This is a genomic window from Streptomyces sp. NPDC002886, assembly GCF_042888445.1.
GTDB lineage: Bacteria > Actinomycetota > Actinomycetes > Streptomycetales > Streptomycetaceae > Streptomyces.
This window is the reverse complement of the sequence record NZ_JBIAPV010000003.1, coordinates 153,517-171,847: the sequence shown is the minus strand read 5'-3', so window position 1 is coordinate 171,847 and position 18,331 is coordinate 153,517. Positions and strand designations below refer to the sequence as shown.

Genomic DNA, 18,331 nt, shown 5'->3' with positions numbered 1-18,331 from the left:
GAACTCAACTATCGCTCCTGCTGGTAAGTGGGGTCGACGTGGTAGTTGCCGGTGGCCGGGCCGGTGGTGCCGGCCTGCCGTCCCTGCTGGATACCGCGGCGGAGGTTGGTGAGACGGCCTCGGACATCGTCCGGGGACCGCGAAACCTGGGGGCCGGCCTGTGCTTCGGCCTGCTGCTGCGCGGTGCCGGCCACGAGGTTCGCCCGCGGGACCCGGCGGGGGAGACCCGACGTGGTGATGCCGCCGGCGGCGGGCTGGCGCACGCGCTCGGCCTGCCGCATCAGCTCGTCGTTCGGCGAGGAGCGCCAGCTCACGGTCGGCACGGCGCCGGTGGCCGTCTGCGCGGACTCCGCCGGAGCCTGCTCCGCGCCGCGCTGCGGCAGCTGGTGCTGCTGCGGGCGCTGGGGGGAGACGGGAGCCGGAGCCACCGGAGCGGGCTGCTGCGTCTGCTGGGGCACCGCCGGTACCTGCGCGGGGGCCTGACCGGCCTCCTGGCGGAACCAGTTCGACTCCAGCGTGTCGAAGATCGGGCTGCGACCCTCACCGCTCGGACCGGCCGGGGGCAGCGCCTCCGGACGGGGCGCCTGCGGCAGCCGCGGAGCCTCCGCGCGCGGAGGCGGTACGGGTGCGTAGTCGCCCTGGGGCTGCGGGGCCTGGCCGGGCTGGGCGAAGCCGCCGACGCCCGGGCCGCCGGGCCGCTGGGCCTGGAAGTCCTGGCGGGCGAACTGGCCGGTGGAGGCCGGGTCGCCGAACTCGGGGCGGGCGAACTGCCCGGTGGAGGCCGGGTCACCCAACTCCGGGCGGGCGAACTGCCCGGTGGAGGCGGGGTCACCGAACTCCGGGCGGGCGAACTGGCCCGTGGCGCCGTTGTCGTAGCCACCCGCCGCGCCGGCCTGCGGGGCCGGGGCGTTGAAGTCGGGGCGGGGGAACTCGGACGTGGAACCGGGGCCCGACAGCTCGTCGTGGCCGCGCGGTACGTCGGGACCGCGCTGGCCCGCGCCCCACGAGGTGGTCTGGGGCATCGCGGAGGGTCCGCCACCCGCGCCCGGAAGCTCCGGACGGGGCGCGCCACCGCGCGGCGGAAGCTGCGGCCGGGGACCGCGCGCGGCCGGGCCGCCGGTCTGCGGCCGACCGGGCTGTCCCTGCTGCGGAGCCTGCTGCGGGGGCTGCTGCCCCGGCTGACCCTGCTGCGGACGCTCGAAGCCGTTGCCCTGCGGGAAGCCGCCGGGACCGGACGCCGTGGGGACGCCGACCGGAGGACGGGCCTGCGGACCGCCGAAGCCGCCCGGGCCGCCGGGACCCGAGACCGGGCCGCGGCCCGGCAGCGGAGCACCCGAACCGAAGGCGCTCTGGGTCTGGCCGCCGGGGCCCTGGGGCAGACCGCCGGGGGCGCCGTCGCGGCCCGGCAGGGCCGCGCGCTGGTTGCCGGCGGACACCTGGCCGCGCTGCGGGCCGGCGCCGACCGGGGGACGCGCGCCGGGAGCCGGGACCGAGCCCTGTGCGCCGGGACCGCCCTGACCGGGGCCGCCGGGAGAACCCTGACCGCCCTGAGCGCCCTGGCCGGGCATCGGAGCGGGCTTCTTGCCGCCCTGGGCGACGTCCACCGGGAGCATGACGAGGGCCGTCGTACCGCCCGAGTCGGAGGGGCGGAGCTGGATGCGGATGCCGTGTCGCAGGGACAGGCGACCGACCACGAACAGACCCATGCGGCGGGAGACGGAGACGTCCACGGTGGGCGGCGACGCGAGCCGCTCGTTGATCGCGGCGAGGTCCTCGGGGGAGAGGCCGATGCCGGTGTCGTGGATCTCGACGAGCACGCGGCCGTCGGGCAGCGCGTGACCGGTGACCTTGACCTTGGTCTGCGGGGAGGAGAACGAGGTGGCGTTCTCCAGCAGCTCGGCGAGCAGGTGCACGAGGTCGTTGACGACGCGGCCGGCCACGTCGGTGCCGGGCACCGACGAGAGTTCGATGCGCTCGTACTGCTCCACCTCGGACGCCGCGGCACGGAGCACGTCGACGAGCGGGACGGGGCGGGTCCACCGGCGGCCCGGCTCCTCGCCCGCGAGGACGAGGAGGTTTTCGCCGTTACGGCGCATGCGGGTCGCGAGGTGGTCGAGCTTGAAGAGCGAGGACAGCTGGTCCGGGTCGGCCTCGCGCGACTCCAGCTCGGAGATGAGCGAGAGCTGGCGCTGGATGAGGCCCTGCGAACGGCGCGAGAGGTTGGTGAACATCGCGTTGACGTTGCCTCGCAGGAGGGCCTGCTCGGCGGCGAGGCGGACGGCCTCGCGGTGCACGTCGTCGAAGGCCGCGGCCACCTGGCCGATCTCGTCGCGGGTGTGCAGACCGACGGACTCCACCGTCGTGTCCACGTCCTGCGGGTCGGACTCCGACAGCTGCTTGACGAGCTCGGGCAGCCGGTCCTGGGCGACGCGGGTCGCGGTGTCCTGGAGGCGGCGCAGCGAGCGGATCATCGAGCGGGCCATGACGAAGGCGCCGACGAGGGAGACACCGAGGACGAGGAGGATCAGCGCACCGTTGATGAGGGCGTCGCGCTGCGACTCGTTCTTGAGCTCGCGGGCCTTCTGCTCCATGTCCTCGAGCAGGGTGAGCTCGATGACCTTCATCGCCTGGAGCTTGGTGTCGTCGGCGTCGTACCAGTCCATCCAGGACCGGTTCTTCTCCTTGGCGAACTGGTCCTTGTTCCCGAGGACGCGGCGCGCGTAGCCGTCGGCGTTGCCGATCTCCTGGTTGCCGTCACCGAGCGAGGCGAGGAGCTCCTCGGGCTTGCCCTGGTAGGCGAGCTCGAAGGTCTTCTGCGCCTGCTCCTCGCTGTTCTGCGCGGAGCGGGCGTACAGCCGGTCGTTCTCGGTGATGTTGCCCGGCTGGCTGGGGTCGGCGGGGAGCGCGGCGGCGATGACCGCGCGCTGGATCGAGGCGTACTCCTTGGCGGAGGAGAACGCGGCCAGGGCACGGGTGCGCTTGATCATCTCGGGGTTCGAGGTGGCCTGGGCCATGTCCTGCGAGAGCGAGAGCAGCGAGACGACCAGCGCGTTGTACTCGGTGACGGTCTGCTGGGCACCGTTCTGGTACGCGTTCTTGCGGATCTCTTCGAGGTTGTTGAGCCCGTGTGCGATCTGCAGGATGTTGTTGCGGATCGACCTGAGCGTCTCGTCGTCGCCCTCGGCGACCTCGACCTTGTCGGTCGCGGCGGCGAAGGAGCGGACGGCGGAGTCGGTCGAGTCGCGGACGCCCTGGACCAGGGTGCTGGTCTTGCCCGACTTGTCGACGGACAGCGGACCGGCGGAGTTGTCGCGCTCGGCCTGGAGCATGGCGGCCAGGTTGGTGGCCTGCCGGGTCATGGTCGTCAGCAGCTGCATGTGTTCCAGCTGCGCGATGTCGTTGAGCGAGTCGTTGATGCGGAAGCCACCGAGGGTGGTGGCGGCGACGACCGGCAGGGTCAGCAGCGACACCAGACGCGTGCTGATGCGCCAGTTCTGCATGGCCAGACGGGAACCGGACCCACGGGGGGTCTGGGGTATCGCGACGTCGCGGCCGCCCGACTCGTCGTCGGCCTTGGAGCCGCCCTTGGGCTTGGCACGGCCCTTGGGCTTCACCGCGGCGGAGCCGTCGGGGCCTCCGCTCTCGACAGCCGGCCCGCGGTTCTGGGCGTGCTGGGGCGAGGAGCCACGGTCGGTCCCGCCGCGCGGGTCCTGCTCCGGCGCGGCTTCCCCACGGCCCTGACGGGCCTGGGGAGACCCCTTGTCATCCCTCTTGAATCGTCCCTGCACTAGCGTCGCAACCTCTGGACCAGGCGTCCCGCCGGGCGACCGGTGGGACGGTGTCGAGTCGTGGGGCAATGCGCCCCATGGTGGTCGTCGGTGACCGGCGCGTCTCCCTCTCCGTTGCCGCCGCGCTCGGCGCTGTCTCGCGCCACCTGCGCGCCGGCTGATTCCCGCGGCGGTCCCGCGAATTCCAGCACAGAGGCGGATCTCCAACAAGGTGCGAGTCCCGGCCTGGACAGTCGGTCACTTCCGGTGACGTCCGCACTACCCGACGTGCGGGCCAATTCATATGGAATCGGACTTACGCCGCCCAAACCTCGCGCCTGACAAGCTGTCCCAGTCGCGATGATCAGGAGCGGAATAACGCATTCAGTGGCGCAATGTCCGCTTTGCGGGGTCGCATTGACTGACCGTTATGCCCGTAATGCCTGGTCACTGGTGAGCAAACTCACATAGCCGTGGCCATTACTTCCCGGTTCGGCGGGGGATTCAGATGTTTAGCCTTGAGCTTTACAGGCTTGCCGCGCGCGACAAGTGGCACTCCGAAGGCATCCCGGCGGCGCCCGCCGCCACCATCCGACCTAGTGAGCCGAGGGCTTCCCACTCCGATGAAGACGACGATGATGTTCCGCAACATAGCCAACCCGCGCCGCACCACCCTCGCGCACCTCAAGGACGCCGAGGAGCTGCAGGCCGTGCCGGTCCCGGAGCACACCGTCGAGCTGCCGACCCAGACCGCGAACCCGCGCCGCACCGTCCTCATGGACGCGCCGGTCGCCGCCGCGCAGTAGAGGGGCCCCGGCGAAAGCCGCGCGAAGCGTCGGCCCCGACCGCGTTAGCCTGGAGTCCGCAGACTCCAGCCAGCGGAAATACAGAGGGGCAGACGCAACACGTGCGCATCGCCAGGTTCTCGATCGACGGCAATGTCGCGTTCGGCGCGGTCGAGGGCAGCACTGCCCCCGGCGCGTCCGAAGGTGAGCTCGTCCTCGACATCATCAAGGGCATCCCGTTCGCGGACTTCGAGCTCTCGGGCACGAAGGTCCCGCTGAACAAGGTCCGGCTGCTGCCGCCCGTGCTCCCGAACAAGATCGTGGCCATCGGCCGCAACTACGCGGAGCACGCGGCGGAGCTGGGCAACGAGGTCCCCGACGCCCCCATCACCTTCTTCAAGCCCTCCACCTCGGTGGTCGGCCCGGGCGACCCGATCGCGTACCCGTCCTTCTCCCAGGACGTCCACCACGAGGCGGAGCTCGCCGTGGTCATCGGCCGCATGTGCCGCGAGGTCCCGCGCGAGCGCGTCAAGGACGTCATCCTCGGCTACACCTGCGCCAACGACGTCACCGCGCGCGACGTGCAGCAGCGCGAGAAGCAGTGGGCCCGCGCCAAGGGCTTCGACAGCTCCTGCCCCCTCGGCCCCTGGATCGAGACGGACCTCGACCCCAGCGACCTGACCATCCAGTGCACCGTCAACGGCGAACAGCGCCAGCTCGGCCGCACCAGCGAGATGGTCCGCTCCATCGAGGACCTCGTCGTGCACATCACCGAGGCCATGACGCTGCTCCCGGGCGACGTCATCCTCACGGGGACCCCGGCCGGAGTCGGCCCCCTGAACGTCGGCGACGAGGTCGCCGTCACCATCGAAGGCATCGGCACTCTCACCAACAAGGTGATCAAGCGTGGCTAACGCGACCCCCCGCGTACGTTTCTGTCCGTCCCCGACCGGCAACCCCCACGTGGGTCTGGTCCGCACGGCCCTCTTCAACTGGGCGTTCGCCCGCCACCACGGCGGTACGTTCGTCTTCCGCATCGAGGACACCGACGCGGCCCGCGACTCCGAGGAGTCCTACGGCCAGCTGCTCGACTCGCTGCGCTGGCTCGGCTTCACCTGGGACGAGGGCCCCGAGGTCGGCGGCCCGCACGCCCCGTACCGCCAGTCCGAGCGCATGGACATCTACAAGGACGTCGCGCGGAAGCTCCAGGACGGCGGCTACGCCTACCCCTGCTACTGCACCACCGAGGAGCTGGACGCCCGCCGCGACGCGGCCCGCGCCGCCGGCAAGCCCTCCGGCTACGACGGCACGTGCCGTGACCTCTCGGACGAGCAGAAGGCCGCGTACGAGGCCGAGGGCCGCACCTCGATCGTCCGCTTCCGGATGCCCGACGGTCCGATCACCTTCACGGACCTGGTCCGCGGAGAGCTGACCTTCACCCCGGACAACGTGCCGGACTTCGGCATCGTCCGGGCCAACGGCGCCCCGCTCTACACGCTCGTCAACCCCGTCGACGACGCGCTGATGGAGATCACGCACGTCCTGCGCGGCGAGGACCTGCTCTCCTCCACCCCCCGCCAGATCGCGCTCTACGGGGCCCTGATCGAGCTCGGCATCGCCAAGGCGGTACCGGCCTTCGGCCACCTGCCGTACGTGATGGGCGAGGGCAACAAGAAGCTCTCCAAGCGCGACCCCGAGGCCTCGCTCAACCTGTACCGCGAGCGCGGCTTCCTCCCCGAGGGCCTGCTGAACTACCTCTCGCTGCTCGGCTGGTCCTTCTCTAAGGACCAGGACATCTTCTCGATCGAGGAGATGGTGGCGAAGTTCGACATCCCGGACGTCAACGCCAACCCGGCGCGCTTCGACCTGAAGAAGGCCGAGTCGATCAACGCCGACCACATCCGGCTGCTCGACCCGAAGGTCTTCGCGGACCGCTGCGCCCCGTGGCTCCAGGCCCCGCACGCCAACTGGGCGCCCGAGGACTTCGACGCCGCCGCCTGGCAGCGCATCGCGCCGTACGCCCAGACCCGCGTCACGGTCCTGTCCGACATCACGGACAACGTCGACTTCCTGTTCCTGAAGGAGCCCGTCGAGGACCAGGCTTCGTGGGACAAGGCGATGAAGGGCGACCCGGCGGCCCTCCTCACCACGGCCCGCGAGAACCTCGCCGCCGCGGACTGGTCCGACCCCGAGTCGCTCAAGCAGGCGGTCCTCACCGCCGGCGAGGCCCACGGCCTCAAGCTCGGCAAGGCCCAGGCCCCCGTCCGCGTGGCCGTCACCGGCCGCACGATCGGCCTCCCGCTCTTCGAGTCCCTCGAAATCCTGGGCAAGGACCGCTCCCTGTCCCGCATCGACGCGACCCTGGCGAAGCTCACCGCCTGACCCGCGCATCCCCCGTAGGGGCGGCAGCCGAACCGGCTGCCGCTCCTACGGCGTTGTCGGCGGCGGGCGTTACGGTGCGCGGAGCCGATCACCCGCTCCCCGGAGGGCCCGCACCATGCCGCTGACCGCACCCGACTACGCCCTGCACTTCACGCCGGGCCACTCCTTCGCGTACGAGAGCGGGCAGACGGGGGTTCTCTCCCTGGCCCCCGTGGGCGAACTGTCCCTGCCCACGGGACGGGTCGTGGCCTGTGACCCCTTCGTGTACCTGGGTTCGGGTGACATCGCCCCGTTCACCACGCAGGTGCCCCCGGGCCGGTACCGGGTGGAGGCCGCGATAGCCACGCTGGCCAGGCCGGGGGAGGCGCCGGCGGCGAGTCCGCACACACGGGTCGCCGCCGCGCGCCTCGTGATCCGGGACGTACCGGCCGTGACCTGGGAGCTCGCGCTCCAGGACGGGCAGGACGTCGCGCGGCTCGGCGACGACGAGTTCTTCGGCTACGGGGTGGACGCGGGCACCGGCTGTTTCTACGACGCGTCCGCCGACGGGTCCTTCCCCGGGACGGAGGACGAGGAGGGCCCGGTGTGGGCGGCGATGGAGACCGTGGGGGACGGCCCCGAGGTGTTCCTGGCGACGGGCCCGGACGGAGGCACGCTCGCGGGCTTCACCTCGGGCTGGGGCGACGGCGTCTATCCGACCTGGGTGGGACGGGACGAGGCCGGCGAGGTGACCTGCTTCCTGACGGACTTCTTCGTCGTGCCCCCGGCGGACGGGGCCCCGGCGTAGGGTCGGCCGTATGGGGATCCGTGCGGTGCTGTGGGACATCGACGACACGCTCTTCGACTACACCGGGGCCGACCGGGCCGGGCTCGCGGCGCACCTGGTCGCCGAGGGGCTCGCGGAGCGGTACGGGGCTCCGGCCGAGGCGCTCGCGCTGTGGCGGCGGATCACCGAACGCCACTGGGAGCGGTTCGCGGCCGGCCACGGCACCTTCCAGGGGCAGCGCCGGGACCGGGTGCGCGAGTTCCTCGGGGAGCCCGCGCTGACCGACGCGCAGGCCGACGACTGGTTCGGGCGGTACGTGGGGCACTACACGGCCGCCTGGGAGCTGTTCCCCGACGTCGTGCCCGTACTGGACGCCCTGGCGGGCGGCTACCGCCACGGGGTGCTCACGAACTCCTCCGTGGCCAACCAGGACCCCAAGCTGCGCCACCTCGGCCTGCGCGAGCGCTTCGAGGTGCTGGTGTGCGCCGTCGAGCTGGGCGTCAGCAAGCCCGAGGCCGGCGCCTTCCTGGCCGCGTGCGCCGAGATGGGCCTGGAGCCCGGGGAAGTGGTCTACGTGGGGGACCAGCCCGAGATCGACGCACGTGGCGCCCGGGACGCCGGGCTGACGGCCGTGTGGCTCGACCGCGACGGATCGCGGGGGCCCGGGCCCGAGGGCGTGCACCGGATCACCGGACTCGACGGACTCCCGCAGGTGCTGGCCGGGGATACCCGTTTTGGAGCACGGTCAGCCATCCGGTAATGTTCTTTCTGCGCCGCCCGCTCGGGCCGAAAGGCCGGGCCGGAGACGCTAACCGAACGAAAGTCCCTCAAGGTCTTGCGTTTTGGTGGGCTATAGTGTAATTGGCAACACGAGAGTTTCTGGTTCTCTTATTCTAGGTTCGAGTCCTGGTAGCCCAGCGCAGTTCAGCAGTAAACGCAGTGCTTGCCCCCGTTGTGTAGCGGCCTAGCACGCCGCCCTCTCAAGGCGGTAGCGCCGGTTCGAATCCGGTCGGGGGTACAGATCCTTCCCGCGAGATCTCCAGGGTCGCACCCGGATGTTTTGATGCAGGATCGCTAGGGCCCCCGTTGTGTAGCGGCCTAGCACGCCGCCCTCTCAAGGCGGTAGCGCCGGTTCGAATCCGGTCGGGGGTACGGTGTCTAGCTGGTCTAGACCTGTGGGCTATAGTGTAATTGGCAACACGAGAGTTTCTGGTTCTCTTATTCTAGGTTCGAGTCCTGGTAGCCCAGCGCAGTACCGCAGTAAAGCTAGCCCCCGTTGTGTAGCGGCCTAGCACGCCGCCCTCTCAAGGCGGTAGCGCCGGTTCGAATCCGGTCGGGGGTACGCACAGAAGAGGCCCTCCGCGTTCATCGCGGAGGGCCTCTTCGCTGTTTCCGGACGGAGCGGAGCCGGGGGAGAAGTGCGGGCCCGGCGGCGCGTGTGTGGACGTGTGCGGCGTCTCACGCGCCCCCGGGCCCGGGGGTGGAAGTGGTGGTGGGAGGTCTGCGACCGGGGAGGTGCTCAGCTGGAGCGGCGCAGGGCCTCGGTCAGGCGGGCGGCCGCGTCGATGACGGCCTGGGCGTGCATGCGCCCCGGGTGGCGGGTCAGGCGCTCGATCGGCCCGGAGACCGATACGGAGGCCACCACGCGGTTCGAGGGGCCGCGCACCGGCGCCGAGACGGAGGCCACGCCGGGCTCCCGCTCGCCGATCGACTGCGCCCAGCCGCGACGCCGTACGCCCGAGAGGGCCGTCGCCGTGAAGCGCGCGCCCTGCAGCCCGCGGTGGAGCCGCTCGGGCTCCTCCCAGGCCATCAGGATCTGCGCGGCCGAGCCGGCCTTCATCGGGAGCGTGGAGCCCACCGGAACGGTGTCCCGCAGACCCGACAGCCGCTCGGCGGCCGCCACGCAGATGCGCATGTCGCCCTGACGCCGGTAGAGCTGCGCGCTCTCGCCCGTAACGTCCCGGAGGTGGGTGAGCACCGGTCCGGCCGTGGCCAGCAGGCGGTCCTCACCGGCCGCGGCGGCGAGCTCCGCCAGCCGCGGTCCGAGTATGAACCGGCCCTGCATGTCCCTCGCCACCATCCGGTGGTGTTCCAGTGCCACGGCAAGGCGATGTGCCGTGGGTCGTGCGAGCCCTGTCGCCGCGACCAGCCCGGCGAGGGTGGCCGGACCGGACTCCAGTGCGCTCAATACCAGAGCTGCCTTGTCGAGAACGCCGACGCCGCTAGAGTTGTCCATGAAACGATATTCGCGTCTCACACTGTGAAACGCAAGTTCAATTTTTCCAAGAACCAGCGAGTCTGTATGTGCGGGTCCACGAACCACTGGGTCCGAGCCGTCGTCCGGGACGTGGGGTACGGACGATCAGGCGCACAAGATCTCTATCAAGCGCCGGCACAACCGGCCGGCCGGAGGGAAAGCGATGGGTAGGACACTCGCGGAGAAGGTCTGGGACGACCATGTCGTCCGGCGCGCCGAAGGCGAGCCCGACCTCCTCTTCATCGATCTGCACCTGCTGCACGAGGTGACCAGCCCGCAGGCCTTCGAAGGGCTGCGCCAGGCCGGCCGCAAGGTCCGACGCCTCGACCTCACCATCGCGACCGAGGACCACAACACCCCCACCATCGACATCGACAAGCCGATCGCGGACCCGGTCTCCCGGGCCCAGCTCGAGACGCTGCGGTCGAACTGCGCCGAGTTCGGCGTGCGCCTGCACTCGCTGGGCGACGTCGAGCAGGGTGTCGTCCACGTCGTGGGACCGCAGCTGGGTCTGACCCAGCCGGGCACCACCGTGGTCTGTGGTGACTCGCACACCTCCACGCACGGCGCCTTCGGCGCGCTGGCGTTCGGCATCGGCACCAGCCAGGTCGAGCACGTGCTGGCGACGCAGACGCTGCCGCTGGCCCGCCCGAAGACGATGGCGATCACCGTCACCGGCGCGCTGGCCGAGGGCGTCACCGCCAAGGACCTGATCCTGGCGATCATCGCCAAGATCGGCACCGGCGGCGGCCAGGGCTACATCCTGGAATACCGCGGCGAGGCCGTCGAGCAGCTCTCGATGGAAGCCCGCATGACCATCTGCAACATGTCGATCGAGGCCGGCGCCCGCGCGGGCATGATCGCCCCCGACCAGACCACCTTCGACTACCTCGAGGGCCGCGACCACGCCCCCGTGGGCGAGGACTGGGACGCGGCGGTCGCGTACTGGAAGACCCTGCGCACCGACGACGACGCCGTCTTCGACGCCGAGGTCGTCATCGACGGCACCACGCTGTCGCCGTTCGTCACCTGGGGCACCAACCCGGGCCAGGGCGCACCCCTGTCGGCGAACGTCCCCGACCCGGCTTCGTACGAGGACGCTTCGGAGCGGAACGCCGCCGAAAAGGCCCTGGAGTACATGGGGTTGACCGCCGGACAGCCGCTGCGCGACATCAAGGTCGACACCGTCTTCGTAGGTTCCTGCACCAACGGCCGCATCGAGGACCTGCGCGCCGTCGCCGGGATCATCGGGGGCCGCAAAGTCGCCGAGGGCGTACGGATGCTGGTCGTCCCGGGCTCGGTCCGCGTCGCCCTGCAGGCCGTGTCGGAGGGCCTGGACAAGGTCTTCAAGGAGGCCGGCGCCGAATGGCGGCACGCGGGCTGCTCGATGTGTCTGGGCATGAACCCCGACCAACTGGCGCCCGGTGAGCGCTCCGCGTCCACCTCCAACCGCAACTTCGAGGGCCGGCAGGGCAAGGGCGGGCGCACCCACCTGGTGTCCCCGCAGGTGGCCGCCGCCACCGCGGTGCTGGGCCACCTGGCCTCGCCCGCCGACCTGGCTGGGTCGTCCGCCGCTACCGCGCCCGCAGGAGTCTGAGAACGATGGAAGCCTTCACCACCCACACCGGCCGGGCCGTCCCGCTGCGCCGCAGCAACGTCGACACCGACCAGATCATCCCGGCCCACTGGCTGAAGAAGATCACCCGCGACGGTTTCGAGGACGGGCTCTTCGAGGCCTGGCGCAAGGACCCGGAGTTCATCACCAACCGCCCCGAGCGCGCCGGCGCGACCGTCCTCGTCGCCGGTCCCGACTTCGGTACGGGTTCCTCGCGCGAGCACGCCGTCTGGGCCCTGCAGAACTTCGGCTTCAAGACGGTCATCTCCTCCCGCTTCGCCGACATCTTCCGCGGCAACTCGCTGAAGAACGGTCTGCTGACCGTGGTCCTGCCGCAGGAGACCGTCGAGCAGCTGTGGAAGCTGACCGAGGCCGACCCCACCGCCGAGATCACGGTCGACCTCGTCGACCGCCAGGTCCGAGCCGAAGGCGTCGTAGCGGAGTTCGAACTCGACGACAACGCCCGCTGGCGGCTGCTGGAGGGCCTGGACGACATCTCCCTCACCCTTCAGAACGAAGCGGACATCGCCACGTACGAAAGCACTCGGCCGGCCTTCAAGCCGAGCACGATTCAGGCGTGATTCCAGCCTGAGCAGCGCTTATTCGCCTTAGGGTGATCACATAGGCAACACTGTGCCCCCTGCCATCCGGCAGGGGGCACAGTCGTGTGTTGAGGCCCCGTGAGGCGACAACTCGCCCCAGATGGCACAATCTGTGCATGGAACGCGACAGTCAACTTGAGCTCTACGGACTTGTCGCCGACCGATTGAAAGAAGCACACACAAGGGTGCGCACACTGCAAGTCCCGGAGGGCGTAAGGATGGCGCTGTCCCGGAAGCTGTTGGTCGTCACCGCCGTGGCGAAGCATGATCTCGCCGACGCGGCAAGGCGCCTGGACAGGTTGATGAAGGACCTCGACGAGGGTCGATTCCCTGAAGGCGACTGATGCGAAGGAACTCCGTAACGGCCTACAACGTTGCGGCACTAGGGTGATAAGCCCGTTTCGTGTTTGATTTGCGGTATATATCCGCCTAACGTGCGAAATAAGCTTGAACACATTCGTTCTGGCGAAGTCTCCGAAGGGGAAGACGTTGAACAAGGCGCAGCTCGTAGAAGCGATTGCCGACAAGCTGGGCGGCCGTCAGCAGGCCGCGGACGCCGTCGACGCGGTACTGGACGCCATCGTCCGCGCGACCGTCGGTGGCGACCGGGTCTCGGTCACGGGCTTCGGCTCGTTCGAGAAGGTCGACCGCCCGGCCCGCTACGCCCGCAACCCCCAGACGGGTGAGCGCGTCCGGGTCAAGAAGACCTCTGTTCCCCGCTTCCGTGCGGGCCAGGGCTTCAAGGACCTGGTCAGCGGCACCAAGAAGCTGCCCAAGGGCGGCGAGGTATCGGTGAAGAAGGCGCCCAAGGGCAGCCTCACCGGTGGTGCTTCGGCGACGGTCAAGAAGGCCGCCGCGAAGAAGGCCGCACCCGCCAAGAAGGCGGCTGCCGCGGCCAAGACCACGGTCGCGAAGAAGACCACGGCCAAGAAGGTCACCGCCACCGCCAAGAAGACGGTCGCCAAGACCGCCGTGGCGAAGAAGGCCGCCCCCGCGGCCAAGAAGGCCACGGTCAAGAAGGCCGCGGCGACGGCGAAGAAGACCACCGCCACCGCGAAGAAGACCGCCCCGGCTGCCAAGAAGGCCACCGCGGCGACGAAGGCGCCCGCCAAGAAGACGGCGACGCGCAAGGCCACCGCGAAGAAGACCACCGCCCGCAAGACCAAGTAGGGCAACGAGTCACACACGCCGGGCCGGTTTCCCCACCGTGGGGAAACCGGCCCGCGGTGCGTACGGGAAGGTCCGGGGTCAGAAGGTCTGCAGCGTGACCAGGGTGATCCGCAGGCCCGCGCCCTCGCCGTCCGTTTCGATCCGGACCCGCTGCCCGGGGCGCAGCAGCCGCAGGCCGCCCGCGTCGAACGCCGGGGCCTCGAAGGGCACCGGGGTGCCGTCGTCCAGCAGCACACTGCCGCTGCGGGTCTGGGTGTCGTACGTGTACGCGGTCGCCTGCATACGGGCACTGTATCGGGCCGTATGGCGCCCCACACCGAGGGCCAGGGCCGTCCGCAGATCCGCCCCCGTGTCCACGTCCCGGCGGATGCTCTCGACGCCCGAGAGGGCCATTTCCACCGCGCCGGAGGCCGAATGCCGGGCCCGCGAGGGACCGCCGAACGAGGGCGCCAATTCCACGTCCGGAGCAGCGGAAAGCAAGGTCGTCCCGATTCCCGCCGCATCCGCCAGAAATGCCCTGGGAAATGCCGAAGCGGTTTCGAGCACGCGTAGCAATTCGGGTGGCCGAAGCGCCGGCAGATCCGCGTTCATCGCGGCCACCGCCGCCCGCGGCCTGCCCGCCCGTATCTCCCGCGCCCCGTGGGCCAGTGCCGCGTTGAGCCCGGCGGCGGGGGAGTCCGGCACGATCCGGGCCCCCAGCCGGGCCAGTTCCGCCCCGGCCGCGGGATCGTCCGTGACGACCACCACATCCGCGACCGCGGCGCAGGCCAGCGCCCCCGCGACGGTGTCCAGCGCGAACGCCAGGGCGAGCCCCGGCCGGGACGCCCCGACGGCCACCGCGAGGCGGCTCTTGGCCACCGCGAGCGGTTTCAGGGGGACCACCAGACTCCAGACGGCGTTCGTGACGGACCCCTTCCCTCCGGCACGCTCGCGCGCCGCTCAGACCATGTGCTGGTCATGGTCAGGTCATGCGGAGCCCCATTGTCACCTCATGCCGGGCGACCCGGGGTCTGGTCCGGGTGTCCGGGGCGTACGGTGTTCTCGACAGAGACCGGACCCGGGGCCCACACTTGTCCGGCCCCGAGGTGCCCAAGCCGCGCACCGGTCCTAGAGGAAGGTGTCCGAGTGTCCCGCCGCAGAATCGGCTTCTGGTACCGCCTTGCGGCGGCCATCGCGAAACCGCCGCTGGTAGTGCTCTTCAGGCGGGACTGGCGGGGAATGGAACACATTCCGACCGAGGGCGGATTTATCACCGCCGTCAATCACAACTCGTATCTGGACCCGCTGTCCTACGCGCACTTCCAGTACAACACCGGCCGGGTGCCCCGATTGCTCGGCAAGGCGGCCCTCTTCGAGGTCCCCATTGTCGGAGCGATCCTGCGCGGCTCCGGCCAGATCCCCGTCTACCGGGAGTCCACCAACGCCCTGGACGCATTCCGGGCCGCCGTGGACGCGATCGAGCGCGGCGAATGCGTGGCCTTTTACCCGGAGGGCACCCTCACCCGGGACCCCGAGATGTGGCCGATGGCCGGCAAGACCGGCGCCGCCCGCGTGGCGCTGATGACCAGGGCCCCCGTCATTCCGGTGGCCCAGTGGGGCGCGAATCTCGCGATGCCGCCCTACGCCAAGGAGAACAAGGTCAGCCTGTTCCCGCGCAAGACCCTCCAGGTCCTCGCCGGGCCGCCCGTGGACCTCTCCGCGTACTACGACCGGGAACCCACTCCGGACGTGCTCAGGGAGGCAACCGAAGTCATCATGGCGGCCATCACCGGGCTGCTGGAGGAACTGCGGGGCGAGAGTGCGCCCGCGCAGCCGTACGACCATCGAGGCGCCAGGGCGCAGCAGCGGCGCAAGGCCGCAGGGGAGGGCACCAAGTGACAGGTCCCGTGAAGGCAGCCGTATTCGGAACAGGCTCCTGGGGCACGGCCTTCGCCATGGTCCTCGCCGACGCCGGCTGCGAGGTGGTCCTGTGGGGCCGCCGGCAGGAGCTCGTCGACGCCATCAACAGCGGCCGGACCAACCCGGACTACTTCCCCGACATCGAACTCCCCGCGAACATCCGGGCCACCACCGACCCGGCCGAGGCCGCGGCCGGCGCCGACTTCACCGTCCTCGCCGTCCCCTCGCAGACCCTGCGCGGCAATCTCGCCGCCTGGGTGCCGCTGCTGGCCCCCGAGACCGTGCTCGTCTCCCTGATGAAGGGCGTCGAACTCGGCACCGCCAAGCGGATGAGCGAGGTCATCGAGGAGGTGGCCAAGGTCCCCGCCGACCGGGTCGCCGTCGTCACCGGCCCCAACCTGGCCCGCGAGATCGCCGCCCGGCAGCCCGCCGCCTCCGTGGTCGCCTGTATCGACGAAGCCGTCGCCCAGCGCCTCCAGGCCGCCTGCCACACCCCGTACTTCCGCCCGTACACGAGCACCGACGTCATCGGCTGCGAGCTCGGCGGCGCGGTCAAGAACGTCATCGGCCTCGCCGTCGGCATCGCGGACGGCATGGGCCTCGGCGACAACACCAAGGGCTCGCTCATCACCCGAGGCCTCGCCGAAGCCACCCGCCTGGGCCTGGCGATGGGCGCCGACCCGCTCACCTTCTCCGGCCTCGCGGGCCTCGGCGACCTCGTCGCCACCTGCTCCTCGCCGCTCTCCAGGAACCACACCTTCGGCACCAACCTCGGCCGCGGGATGACCCTGGAGGAGACCATCGCGGTCACCAAGCAGACCGCCGAGGGCGTCAAGTCCTGCCAGTCCGTGGCCGATCTGGCCCGCCGCCACGGAGTGGACATGCCGATCACCGACACGGTCGTCGACATCGTCCACCACGGCAAGCCCACCCTGGTCGCGCTCAAGGAACTCATGGGACGCAGCGCCAAACCGGAACGGCGCTGACTGCTTTCCGGCCGCACGAGCGGGTATCGTCGTGGCGATATGAGCAGCGAGAACCTCCCCCAGACCCCTGAGCAGCAGGGCCGCAAGCCCCGCGTGGCCGTCGTGTTCGGCGGCCGCAGCTCGGAACACGCCATCTCGGTCGTCACCGCGGGCGCCGTCCTGCGCTCCATCGACCGCTCCAAGTACGAGGTGCTGCCCATCGGCATCACCACGGACGGCCGATGGGCGCTGACCGCCGACGAGCCCGCCCGGATGGCCATCTCCGGCGGCGAGCTCCCCAACGTGGGGCAGCTCGCCGAATCCGAGGACGGCACCGTCGTGCTCTCCGTGGACCCGGCCAGCCGCGAGATCGTCTACACCGAGCCGGGCGCCGTTCCCAAGGCGCTGGGCGAGGTCGACGTGGTCTTCCCCGTCCTCCACGGCCCGTACGGCGAGGACGGCACCCTCCAGGGCCTCCTGGAGCTGTCCGGCATCCCGTACGTCGGCTCGGGCGTCCTCGCCTCGGCCGTCGGCCAGGACAAGGACTACATGAAGCGGGTCTTCACGTCCTTCGGGCTGAGCGTCGGCCCGTACGTGACCATCCGCCCCCGCGAGTGGGAGAACGACCGCGAGGGCGCCCTCGCCCGCATCGCGGACTTCGCCGGCGAGCACGGCTGGCCGCTGTTCATCAAGCCCGCCCGCGCGGGCTCCTCGATCGGCATCACCAAGGTCGACGATCCCTCCGGGCTGGACGCCGCGATCCGCGAGGCCCGCCGCCACGACCCGAAGATCATCGTGGAGGCGCTCCTGCGCGGCCGCGAGATCGAGGTCGGAGTCCTGGAGTTCGAGGACGGTCCGCGCGCGAGCGTGCCCGCCGAGATCCCGCCGGTCTCCAGCCACGACTTCTACGACTTCGAGGCCAAGTACATCGACTCCGCCTCCGGACTCGTGCCCGCCCCGCTCACCCCGGAGCAGACCACCGAGGTGCAGAAGCTCGCGATCGAGGCCTTCGACGCCGCGTCCTGCGAGGGCCTGGTGCGCGCCGACTTCTTCCTCACCGAGGACGGCGAGTTCGTCATCAACGAGATCAACACGATGCCGGGCTTCACCCCGATCTCCATGTACCCGCGCATGTGGCAGGAGTCGGGCATCGCATACCCGGAGCTGGTGGACCGCCTGATCCAGGCCGCCCTGCGCCGCTCCACCGGACTCCGCTAACCCCGTACCGGGCCCCGCCCCGAAGCCCCGTACGCGGAAGAGGACCGCCCGCCGCCCCTCGGATGAGGAGTGCGGCGGGCGGTCCTCTTCCGCGCGGGCGGGCCCGGGAGCGTCAGTACGAGGAGATGCCCACCGGAACGGTCTTGGCGATCGCGGCGGACAGGCCCACCAGCATCCCCGCATCCGTGGCATGCTCCTTGTCGACCCGGACCTCCGTGTACGCCAGCCGACTCCCGGTGGTGAACCGGAAGCCGTCGTCGCCCAGGTCCTCCAGGAGCCAGCCGACACCGTTGACGTCGACGCCCTCCTGCTTCTCGTCCAGCATCTTCGCGGGCCGGGGGATACCGCACCGCAGTACGATCGCCGAGCCACCCCACGCGGCGGTCAGGTCCGACTCCGGCAGTGCCGGGGTCCGGGCCAGCGAGACCACCGTCGCGGGAAGCTCTTTGTGCAGCGCCGCACAGAGATCCGCGACATCGGCGGGCGGAGCGGACGGCGGATCCACCCGGGCCTCGGAACCGCCCGGGGAACAGCCCGCGACGGCCGCCGAGGCGGCCAGCGCGACCAGAGCGGCGAGCAGAGAGAAGGGCCGGCGGTGTCGTGACATCACCGGCCAAGAGTAGACGGGGGCTACAGATGGACGACCGGGCAGGTCAGGGTGCGGGTGATCCCCTCCACCTGCTGGACCTTGGCCACGACCATGCGGCCGAGATCGTCCACGGTGTCGGCCTGGGCGCGCACGATCACGTCGTAGGGGCCGGTCACGTCCTCGGCCTGGATCACCCCCGCGATCTGCGCGATGGACTCGGCGACGAACGACGCCTTGCCCACCTCGGTCTGGATGAGGATGTACGCCTGTACCACGGAACCTCCAGGGCGGCCACGAGGATCATTTCCCCTACCCT

General features: G+C 70.6%; 16 protein-coding genes, 5 tRNA genes and 1 pseudogene. 17 read left to right on the top strand and 5 right to left on the bottom strand.

All coding sequences use genetic code 11. From position 1 onward, the window contains the following. Nucleotides 1-8: 8 nt before the first annotated feature. Entirely contained in the window at nucleotides 9-3,788 is a 3,780-nt protein-coding gene (locus tag ACFYYB_RS13015) for a nitrate- and nitrite sensing domain-containing protein (RefSeq protein ID WP_389435198.1), read from the bottom strand. Between the two features lie 602 nt (nucleotides 3,789-4,390). Here ACFYYB_RS13015 and ACFYYB_RS13010 point away from each other — a divergent pair. The 10 genes from ACFYYB_RS13010 to ACFYYB_RS12965 all read left to right on the top strand — a co-directional run bounded on the left by ACFYYB_RS13010 (nucleotide 4,391) and on the right by ACFYYB_RS12965 (nucleotide 9,042). Beyond that, the gene (locus ACFYYB_RS13010) at nucleotides 4,391-4,573 is read left to right on the top strand and encodes a hypothetical protein (RefSeq protein WP_389435196.1); all 183 of its coding nucleotides are present in this window, start codon (nucleotides 4,391-4,393) and stop codon (nucleotides 4,571-4,573) included. Between the two features lie 101 nt (nucleotides 4,574-4,674). Then, on the top strand, nucleotides 4,675-5,466 hold the full coding sequence (locus ACFYYB_RS13005) for a fumarylacetoacetate hydrolase family protein (protein WP_389435195.1): 792 nt from the start codon (nucleotides 4,675-4,677) through the stop codon (nucleotides 5,464-5,466). Beyond that, the gene (gene gltX, locus ACFYYB_RS13000) at nucleotides 5,459-6,934 is read left to right on the top strand and encodes a glutamate--tRNA ligase (RefSeq protein WP_389435194.1); all 1,476 of its coding nucleotides are present in this window, start codon (nucleotides 5,459-5,461) and stop codon (nucleotides 6,932-6,934) included. The genes ACFYYB_RS13005 and gltX overlap by 8 nt, the downstream gene beginning before the upstream one ends. 115 nt (nucleotides 6,935-7,049) lie before the next feature. Continuing rightward, nucleotides 7,050-7,721 carry a DUF4241 domain-containing protein gene (locus tag ACFYYB_RS12995; protein WP_389435193.1) on the top strand — a complete coding sequence of 224 codons (672 nt, stop codon included), beginning with the start codon at nucleotides 7,050-7,052 and terminating at the stop codon, nucleotides 7,719-7,721. Nucleotides 7,722-7,731: 10 nt separating this feature from the next. Continuing rightward, nucleotides 7,732-8,460 carry an HAD family hydrolase gene (locus tag ACFYYB_RS12990; protein WP_389435192.1) on the top strand — a complete coding sequence of 243 codons (729 nt, stop codon included), beginning with the start codon at nucleotides 7,732-7,734 and terminating at the stop codon, nucleotides 8,458-8,460. Between the two features lie 86 nt (nucleotides 8,461-8,546). Further along, nucleotides 8,547-8,618 (top strand) — tRNA-Gln (locus ACFYYB_RS12985). Between the two features lie 27 nt (nucleotides 8,619-8,645). Beyond that, nucleotides 8,646-8,718 (top strand) — tRNA-Glu (locus ACFYYB_RS12980). Nucleotides 8,719-8,779: 61 nt separating this feature from the next. Then, a tRNA-Glu gene (locus ACFYYB_RS12975) sits at nucleotides 8,780-8,852 on the top strand. Between the two features lie 24 nt (nucleotides 8,853-8,876). Further along, nucleotides 8,877-8,948, top strand: a tRNA-Gln gene (locus ACFYYB_RS12970). 21 nt (nucleotides 8,949-8,969) lie between these two features. Then, nucleotides 8,970-9,042, top strand: a tRNA-Glu gene (locus tag ACFYYB_RS12965). A gap of 177 nt (nucleotides 9,043-9,219) precedes the next feature. Here the strand turns inward: ACFYYB_RS12965 and ndgR are convergent. Further along, entirely contained in the window at nucleotides 9,220-9,936 is a 717-nt protein-coding gene (gene ndgR / locus ACFYYB_RS12960) for an IclR family transcriptional regulator NdgR (protein WP_112450208.1), read from the bottom strand. A gap of 184 nt (nucleotides 9,937-10,120) precedes the next feature. On the opposite strand from ndgR, the gene leuC reads away from it, so the two are divergent. The 4 genes from leuC (at nucleotide 10,121) to ACFYYB_RS12940 (ending at nucleotide 13,344) form a co-directional block, all read left to right on the top strand. Then, complete coding sequence (gene leuC / locus ACFYYB_RS12955) at nucleotides 10,121-11,554, top strand: 3-isopropylmalate dehydratase large subunit (RefSeq protein WP_389435191.1); 1,434 nt, start codon at nucleotides 10,121-10,123, stop codon at nucleotides 11,552-11,554. A gap of 5 nt (nucleotides 11,555-11,559) precedes the next feature. Further along, nucleotides 11,560-12,153, top strand: a complete 594-nt coding sequence (gene leuD / locus ACFYYB_RS12950; RefSeq protein ID WP_388506639.1) for a 3-isopropylmalate dehydratase small subunit — start codon at nucleotides 11,560-11,562, stop codon at nucleotides 12,151-12,153. Nucleotides 12,154-12,290: 137 nt separating this feature from the next. Beyond that, nucleotides 12,291-12,518, top strand: coding sequence for a hypothetical protein (locus ACFYYB_RS12945; RefSeq protein ID WP_243337737.1), 228 nt, complete (start codon nucleotides 12,291-12,293; stop codon nucleotides 12,516-12,518). 145 nt (nucleotides 12,519-12,663) lie between these two features. Further along, entirely contained in the window at nucleotides 12,664-13,344 is a 681-nt protein-coding gene (locus tag ACFYYB_RS12940; protein ID WP_266881319.1) for an HU family DNA-binding protein, read from the top strand. A 285-nt stretch (nucleotides 13,345-13,629) separates the two neighbouring features. On the opposite strand, the pseudogene cofC reads toward ACFYYB_RS12940, so the two are convergent. Then, nucleotides 13,630-14,229: pseudogene (gene cofC, locus ACFYYB_RS12935) on the bottom strand (2-phospho-L-lactate guanylyltransferase); the annotation flags it as partial. Nucleotides 14,230-14,469: 240 nt separating this feature from the next. Between cofC and ACFYYB_RS12930 the strand changes: the two are divergent. The 3 genes from ACFYYB_RS12930 to ACFYYB_RS12920 are packed head-to-tail and all read left to right on the top strand — an operon-like array spanning nucleotide 14,470 to nucleotide 17,426. Further along, on the top strand, nucleotides 14,470-15,222 hold the full coding sequence (locus tag ACFYYB_RS12930; protein WP_327304352.1) for a lysophospholipid acyltransferase family protein: 753 nt from the start codon (nucleotides 14,470-14,472) through the stop codon (nucleotides 15,220-15,222). Then, the gene (locus ACFYYB_RS12925; RefSeq protein WP_389435190.1) at nucleotides 15,219-16,229 is read left to right on the top strand and encodes an NAD(P)H-dependent glycerol-3-phosphate dehydrogenase; all 1,011 of its coding nucleotides are present in this window, start codon (nucleotides 15,219-15,221) and stop codon (nucleotides 16,227-16,229) included. Before ACFYYB_RS12930 ends, ACFYYB_RS12925 begins: the two co-directional genes overlap by 4 nt. Before the next feature lie 39 nt (nucleotides 16,230-16,268). Continuing rightward, a complete protein-coding gene (locus tag ACFYYB_RS12920) occupies nucleotides 16,269-17,426 on the top strand; it encodes a D-alanine--D-alanine ligase family protein (protein ID WP_389435188.1) in 1,158 nt (385 codons plus the stop codon). A 112-nt stretch (nucleotides 17,427-17,538) separates the two neighbouring features. On the opposite strand, the gene ACFYYB_RS12915 is transcribed toward ACFYYB_RS12920, so the two are convergent. After that, nucleotides 17,539-18,033 (bottom strand): DUF3515 domain-containing protein, encoded by a 495-nt coding sequence (locus tag ACFYYB_RS12915; RefSeq protein WP_327309238.1) that lies wholly within the window; start codon nucleotides 18,031-18,033, stop codon nucleotides 17,539-17,541. 23 nt (nucleotides 18,034-18,056) lie between these two features. Further along, the gene (locus ACFYYB_RS12910; protein WP_112450218.1) at nucleotides 18,057-18,290 is read right to left on the bottom strand and encodes an Lrp/AsnC ligand binding domain-containing protein; all 234 of its coding nucleotides are present in this window, start codon (nucleotides 18,288-18,290) and stop codon (nucleotides 18,057-18,059) included. Nucleotides 18,291-18,331 lie beyond the last annotated feature (41 nt).